Genomic DNA, 4,672 nt, shown 5'->3' with positions numbered 1-4,672 from the left:
GCTGCGGCCGCGCTTCCGCTTTAGCGCGGAGCCAGGTCGGCGACGTGGTCCCCGCCGCCCCTCCGTCAAATTCCCGAGCGCGCAGGAGAGTCCCTGCTCGCGGGAGGGCATCAGGCCCGGCGGCGGCGGTAGGCTGCGGCGAGGAACAGCGAGAGGCCGAGGATCAGGATGCCGAGCCCGGTCGCGAGGGTCGGCACCGCGGTGGCGCCGGTGAATGCCAGCCCCGTGCCGGTCGGCGCGGCGGCCGGAATCACCGTCACCGTCACGCTGCTGGTGTTCCCGTCCAGGGTTGCCGTGATCACGTGCCGGGATGCATGCCCGAAGGTGATGGTCGAACCGTCGATGACATCGGCGGCGTAGTTGCTCGTCAGCGTCACCTGGCTGGTGGCGTCGCCGAGGTCGTTGCCGAAGTCATCCTTCGCCGTCACCGTCGCCGTGACCGAGTGCTTCACCTTGGCCGTGGTCGCCGACAGGGTCAGCGTGATTGACCCGATCGCGGCCGGATCGACCTGCACCAGAACAGTCGCGGTCGCGGTCCGCAGGCCAACCGTGGCCGTGATCGTGTGGGTGCCTGCGGTGCCGAAGGTGACCTGTGACGCGGCGACCACATCCGTGCTGTCATCGCTCGTCAGCACGGCCGCTTCGTCGCCGACACTGTTGCCCTCCGCGTCGAAACCCTCCACCGCGAAGGTCACCGACGCACCCGCCGTCACGGTGGAATCCGCGGGCGTCAGCGTGAGCGATGCCACAGGCCCCGCAGCAACCGTCACGGTCGCGGTAGCGCTCGCCCCACCATTCGTCGCCGTGATCGTGTGCGCACCGGCCGCAACGAAAGTGATCGAGGCATTGTTGACCTCATCCGTCGGGACACCCGAGGCGAAGGTGCTGCCCGCCGTCACATCGCCGAGGTCGTTGCCATGGCTGTCGAAACCCTCCGCGGTGAACGCCTGGCTGCCACCAGCAGTAACGTCGGCGGTCGCCGGAGAAATCGTGATCGAGTCCAGCGCACCAGCGGCGACCGCCAAGGATGCCGTTGCCATGAGCCCACCATCCGTCGCGGTGACCGCGTGCGTGCCCGCCGTCAGGAAGGTGATCGTCGCGCCCTGCACGGTGTCGGTCGGGTCATCCGACGTGAAAGTGCTGTCCGCCGTCACGTCGCCGAGGCTATTTCCCTGGACATCGAAACCCTCCGCGGTGAATTCCTGGCTGTCGCCCGCGGTCAGGTTAGCGGTCTGAGGACTGACCGTGATCGAATCGAGCGGGCCGGCATCCACCAGGACGGCTGCGGTGGCGGTCGCCGCGCCATCCGTCGCGATGACGGTGTGCGACCCGGCACGCGTGAAGGTGATCGTCGCGCCGTCCACGTGGTCGGATGTGACATCCGTCGTGAAGACGGTGTCGGTCGTGACGTCGCCGAGGCTGTTGTCGAAGACGTCGAACCCTTCCACGGTGAAGGTTTTGCTGTCGGAGGCTGTCACAGTTGCGGTTGCGGGCGTGACGACAAGATGATCGAGCGTCGCGGGGTTCACCGTTACCGTCGCGGTGGCGACGGCGCCACCATCCGTGGCGGTGATGGCATGCGTGCCCGCAGACTCGAACGTGACCGTGGCATCCTGGACGGTGTCGGACTCGGCGTCGCTCGTGACCACCGTGTCACCTGTGACGTCCCCGAGGTCGTTGCCCTCTCCGTCAAAGCCCTCGACGGTGAAGGTCTTTGAGTCGCCGGCGGTGACGGTGGATGTCGTCGGCGATACCGTGATGCTGGAGAGCGGCCCCGCCGCAACCACCACCGTGGCCGTGCCTGTGGTGGTCCCGACCTTCGCGGTTATGACGTGCGTGCCAGCCTCGGAGAATCTGACAGAGTTCACCGTCACGCTATCGCCGACGATGTTGGAGCTTAGGGTCGCGTTCGACGTTTCATCTCCGACGCTGTTGCCCAGGGCGTCAAATCCGTCCACCGTGAATGTCTTACTGCCGCCCGCCGTCACGTTGGCGGTCGACGGCGACACCGTGAGATAGCTGAGGGCTCCCGCGTTCACTGTGACAGTTGCCGTTGCCGTCTTGCCAGCGTAGGTGGCGGTGACGGTATGGCTGCCCGCGGTCCGGAACGTGATGGTGGACCCGTTTACCGTGGCGGCGCTATCGTCCGTTGTCAGGACGCTGCTCGAGCTGAGATCTCCGCGGCTGTTCCCCTCTCCGTCATAACCGGTGACCACGAACTGCTTCGACGTTCCAGCGGTCAACGACGACGACGCCGGTGTGACGGCAATGCTCGCGAGTGCGCCCACCGTCACAAACATCGTCGTGGTGCCAGTCAGCGAGTCGACTGTTGCCGTGATGGTGCGGGTTCCCGTTGTGGACAAATGGATGCTGTTAGCCGTGACGGTGTCCGCCGCAGCGCTCGAAGTGAGTGTCGCGGCCGCCGTCTCATCGCCGAGATCGTTCCCCTGGGAGTCGAATCCCTCGACGCTGTACGTCTGAGAGGTGCCCGCGGTCGCAGTCCCGGTCGCCGGGGACAGGGCAAGCCGAGAAAGTGCGCCGGCGCTGATCGTAATCGTGGTCTGAAGGGTCGCCGTCCCAACGGCGTTCGTCGAGGTGAGCGTCACCGGATAGTCGCCCGCCACGGTCGGCGTGCCCGAGATTTTCCCCGTGGATGCCGAGATCGTCAGGCCGTGTGGCAACGTCGTCGCGGTGATGGTCGGGCTGGTTCCCGTGCTCGTGGGCGTGTAGGCGAACGCCGCCCCTGCCGTGCCCGAGGCGGATGCCGCACCGCTCAAGGCAGGCGTGACCATGACGACGAGGGTATTCGACGAGTTAGTGGCGGCCGTACTTCCATCGTTGGTCGGGTCACCCAGATAGGCGGCGCCGATCGGGTGGCTGCCCGCGGCGAGCGCGGACGTGGTGAAGCTCGCGGTTCCGGCGATCAGCTGCGCTGTTCCGAGAGATACGCCGCCATCGCGGAACTGCACGAGCCCTGTCGGGGTCACGCCCGAGGACGAAGATGTCACGTGCGCCGTGAATGTTACGGATGTGCCCGTCGCCGCCGGCGTAGTCACCGCATCAAGCGTTGTGGTTGTCGAGGCGAGCGCGGTCAGTGTGACTGCACCGCCGAGGTAGCTGATTCGGTACCGCGAAGCCGGGCTGCTGGAGCCGGTCGTCACAATGGTGGCGCCTTCGGCGAGCCCGGCAAATGTGCCGCTGATGGTGCCGGATGTCGACTTGATCAGCGTCTCAACATCGCCCGGGGTGGGTGTGTATGCCTGAGTCAGGCTCAGGGCCGCCCCGCCGAGCACGACGTTTCCCGCAACGGTGTAGATCACACGCGCACCCGGGTTAGTTCTCAGGTACGCCTGAAGGGTTCCAGTCGATTGGAAGGTCATCGAACTCGCGTGCTCACTCTCGTCGCCGAGAAGTACGCCGCTGACGCTCAGGTTGGCGACAGTGCCATAGTCGCTCCGTAGTGATCCGCCGGTCGCAACGGTGACATCTCCCAGGGTTGAAACGCGGGTGGAAGAACCCACGAGAAGGATGTGTCCCGCCGAGATGGTGGTCGAGCCGGAGACGTTAGTCCCCGAGTACAGGTCGGCAGTGCCCGCACCGGTCATGGTGATGGAGCCGGAGCCCGATATCCCTCCGATGAATAGAGCAACGTTGTTAGCTGACGGCAGGTTCAAGGCCAACGTTGAATTTATCGTGACCACGTTATTGATCTGAATCGAGCTGAGCGACGCCGTCGCCGCCACGCCGGTCAGTCCCATCGAATTCCCGGAAACATTGAACAGAGCGGCGGCTGACAGGTTGCCGAACTGGGTTCCCGCCGGGAAGTCGTCGACCATCGCCGTCGTACTGGTTCCGGCCGCGATCGGAAAGACCAGATTGCTCCCCGCGGCAGGGAGCACGTCCCAGTTAGCCGCATTGCTCCACTTAAGGTCGGTGCCACCGCCCGTCCACGTGCTGGTCGGGGTCGCGGCGTGCGCGGAAATCGGCGCGGCAAGCACCATGGCAGCAGTGATAACCATCGTGACGACAGCCGACAAGGACAAGCGCTGACGGCTACGAGAGAAACGTGAGGTGATGGTCGCCATGTGACGCGCCGATCTGTCTGGGAGGAATACCCTCCGACGATGGCAAAAGTCACCCCGATGTCGCGCCGCGGGCGACGCCACCCCCAAAGAAATCCACCAAGAACTCCTGACCTTACCGGAGACTGGAGCGCCGAGTCGGTGTTAGCGCGGGCGGGCCGCGTTGACGTCTACTGGCGGGGTAGGCAACGGGATGACGTCAACGCATCTGATTCGGCCGATCAACGCTGGCGCAGGCGTACGCGTTGAATCTGAATGTGGGCAAACTGCCCACTTGGGAGGCCGAAGTGAGAAGTAATAGCCCCCTAATCGGCTATTTCATGAAACCGAATGAGAGCGCCCCTGGAGGGACTCGAAGCCAAATAGTGCCCATTGATCAAGCATTTCTTCTCTCAAGATCTGCGGAACATCAATGATGTTGGGTGAGGGTGATCACATTGAATCGACATATTTTGCCCACGAGTGTGGGCAAAATGTGGGCGACGTCGCGCCTCGTCCTGCCTTCGCATTCGTGAGACTAACGACTGCGGGTATGGACACTTACCGCACGACTCGCTGAGGACCCCGAGCGCTGCTCAAAGATCGGACAG

The 4,672-nt window shown here is 64.6% G+C and carries 1 protein-coding gene; it reads right to left on the bottom strand.

Annotated features, from left to right (window positions below):
* Positions 1–110: 110 nt before the first annotated feature.
* On the bottom strand, positions 111–4,085 hold the full coding sequence (locus tag JWQ24_RS28345) for an Ig-like domain repeat protein (RefSeq protein ID WP_299815887.1): 3,975 nt from the start codon (positions 4,083–4,085) through the stop codon (positions 111–113).
* Positions 4,086–4,672: the final 587 nt, after the last annotated feature.

Origin of the sequence: Tardiphaga sp. (assembly GCF_028290495.1) — a bacterium.
Lineage (GTDB): Bacteria > Pseudomonadota > Alphaproteobacteria > Rhizobiales > Xanthobacteraceae > Tardiphaga.
This window is presented reverse-complemented; position numbering and strand designations above follow the sequence as displayed.

What these genes read in the sequence shown, in the direction of transcription:
- JWQ24_RS28345 (WP_299815887.1), bottom strand. Translation starts at nt 4,085, where the DNA reads ATGGCGACCATCACCTCACGTTTCTCTCGTAGCCGTCAGCGCTTGTCC.